This window comes from Mesorhizobium sp. WSM1293 (assembly GCF_000513875.1).
Taxonomy (GTDB): domain Bacteria; phylum Pseudomonadota; class Alphaproteobacteria; order Rhizobiales; family Rhizobiaceae; genus Mesorhizobium; species Mesorhizobium ciceri.
Genome location: NZ_AZUV01000033.1, coordinates 52,501 through 55,041 on the forward strand (window position 1 = coordinate 52,501; position 2,541 = coordinate 55,041).

Sequence of the window (2,541 nt, forward strand, 5' to 3'; positions counted from 1 at the left end):
ATTTAAAGAAAGCGTAACAGCTCACTGGTCTAAATAAGGGTCTTTGCGCCGAAAATGTAACGGGGCTAAAGCCATACACCGAAGCTTAGGGTTTGGTCCGCAAGGGCCAAGCGGTAGCGGAGCGTTCTGTAAGCTGATGAAGCCATACCCGTGAGGGGTGGTGGAGGTATCAGAAGTGCGAATGCTGACATGAGTAACGTAAGGGGAGTGAGAGACTCCCCCGCCGAAAGACCAAGGGTTCCTGCTTAAAGCTAATCTGAGCAGGGTTAGCCGGCCCCTAAGACGAGGCGGAAACGCGTAGTCGATGGGAACCACGTTAATATTCGTGGGCTTGGAGGTAGTGACGGATCATTGAGGTAGTCCAATCTTATCGGATTGAACGGGCTGCTGCGTGGTTCCAGGAAATAGCTCCTCCTTATAAACCGTACCCGAAACCGACACTGGTGGTCTGGTAGAGTATACCAAGGCGCTTGAGAGAACTATGCTGAAGGAACTCGGCAAATTGCACGCGTAACTTCGGAAGAAGCGTGACCCTTTTCTACGCAAGTAGAGGAGGGTGGCACAGACCAGGGGGTAGCGACTGTTTATCAAAAACACAGGGCTCTGCGAAGTCGCAAGACGACGTATAGGGTCTGACGCCTGCCCGGTGCTGGAAGGTTAAGAGGAGGGGTGCAAGCTCTGAATCGAAGCCCCAGTAAACGGCGGCCGTAACTATAACGGTCCTAAGGTAGCGAAATTCCTTGTCGGGTAAGTTCCGACCTGCACGAATGGCGTAACGACTTCCCCGCTGTCTCCAGCATAGACTCAGTGAAATTGAATTCCCCGTGAAGATGCGGGGTTCCTGCGGTTAGACGGAAAGACCCCGTGCACCTTTACTATAGCTTTACATTGGCATTCGTAGTGGCATGTGTAGGATAGGTGGTAGGCTTTGAAGCCTGGGCGCCAGCTCAGGTGGAGCCACCCTTGAAATACCACCCTTATTACTATGGATGTCTAACCGCGGCCCGTTATCCGGGTCCGGGACAATGTATGGTGGGTAGTTTGACTGGGGCGGTCGCCTCCTAAAGAGTAACGGAGGCGCGCGATGGTGGGCTCAGAACGGTCGGAAATCGTTCGCTGAGTGCAATGGCATAAGCCTGCCTGACTGCGAGACTGACAAGTCGAGCAGAGACGAAAGTCGGTCATAGTGATCCGGTGGTCCCGCGTGGAAGGGCCATCGCTCAACGGATAAAAGGTACGCCGGGGATAACAGGCTGATGACCCCCAAGAGTCCATATCGACGGGGTTGTTTGGCACCTCGATGTCGACTCATCGCATCCTGGGGCTGGAGCAGGTCCCAAGGGTATGGCTGTTCGCCATTTAAAGCGGTACGTGAGTTGGGTTCAGAACGTCGTGAGACAGTTCGGTCCCTATCTGCCGTGGGTGTAGGAATATTGAAAGGATCTGTCCCTAGTACGAGAGGACCGGGATGGACGGATCTCTGGTGGACCTGTTGTGGCGCCAGCCGCATAGCAGGGTAGCTATATCCGGACGGGATAACCGCTGAAGGCATCTAAGCGGGAAACCCACCTTAAAACGAGTATTCCCTGAGAACCGTGGAAGACGACCACGTTGATAGGCCGGGTGTGGAAGAGCGGCAACGCTTGAAGCTTACCGGTACTAATAGTTCGATCGGCTTGATCGTTCTCATTCCTTATGCCCATCTGACAAAGTCAGATGGTCTGTTCTCACTCACGCTTGTTCCGCCCTGCGGGCGGCGCTACGTGAGTGCGGCGCATCAGCGCCGACGGTCGACCTTGCGAAGCTTCGCTTCGAAAGGCGCCAGACCAAGAACCGTAAAGGCACACAAAGACCAGCGAACAGCCCCGAGAGGCACCCGACAGCTCCGCTGCCGATGTCTCTTTGTGCGCCTTCGCTCAAAAGCTTCTCGAACAACGTGCGTTTTGCCGACCTGGTGGTTATGGCGGAGCGGCTGCACCCGATCCCATTCCGAACTCGGCCGTGAAACGCTCCAGCGCTGATGGTACTTCGTCTCAAGACGCGGGAGAGTAGGTCGCTGCCAGGTCTGCCAAACGCACGTTGATCTCACATCCAAATCGGATGGAGAGAAATCTTCTCTTTATGAAATGGCCCGCCAAGGGATCACGGGCCGCGTAAGCGGCCCTTTCATTTGGTCAGCCATATACCTATCTGTAGGCCTCGGCTTACACAAAAATTGACGCGGGGTGGAGCAGCCCGGTAGCTCGTCAGGCTCATAACCTGAAGGTCACAGGTTCAAATCCTGTCCCCGCAACCAAATTCAAAAAAGCCCGCCATCGTGCGGGCTCTTTTGTTTTGTGCCGTGCTGTGCTGCCGGCCTGTCATCAGGCGCCCGCAACCAGCCAAGCCAAGCCGCCAGACAGAAAACGCAAATCCTCTCCCCAAAACCAACATCAAAAACAGCCCGCCAGCCACAAATGCCCGCGCGCCGTTTTGAATGCGGCTGGGGTGGCCATCGATCTGCCCAGGCTCAGGCCCCCGAAAGCGAAGCCGAAGCTGCGG

At 55.5% G+C, this 2,541-nt stretch carries 1 protein-coding gene, 1 tRNA gene and 2 rRNA genes (1 of these 4 only partly in view); 3 read left to right on the top strand and 1 reads right to left on the bottom strand.

The window, feature by feature from the left end; genetic code table 11:
- The 3 genes from M729_RS0127995 to M729_RS0128005 all read left to right on the top strand — a co-directional run.
- Window positions 1-1,684, top strand: a 23S ribosomal RNA gene (locus tag M729_RS0127995); it begins 1,138 nt to the left of the window's first position.
- Between the two features lie 266 nt (window positions 1,685-1,950).
- A 5S ribosomal RNA gene (gene rrf / locus M729_RS0128000) occupies window positions 1,951-2,065 on the top strand.
- Between the two features lie 154 nt (window positions 2,066-2,219).
- Window positions 2,220-2,296 (top strand) — tRNA-Met (locus tag M729_RS0128005).
- Here M729_RS0128005 and M729_RS1000000139085 read toward each other — a convergent pair.
- The coding region (locus tag M729_RS1000000139085) for a hypothetical protein (RefSeq protein ID WP_210163523.1) at window positions 2,275-2,541 on the bottom strand (267 nt) is incomplete at its 5' end. The two genes, M729_RS0128005 and M729_RS1000000139085, sit on opposite strands and share 22 nt — an antisense overlap.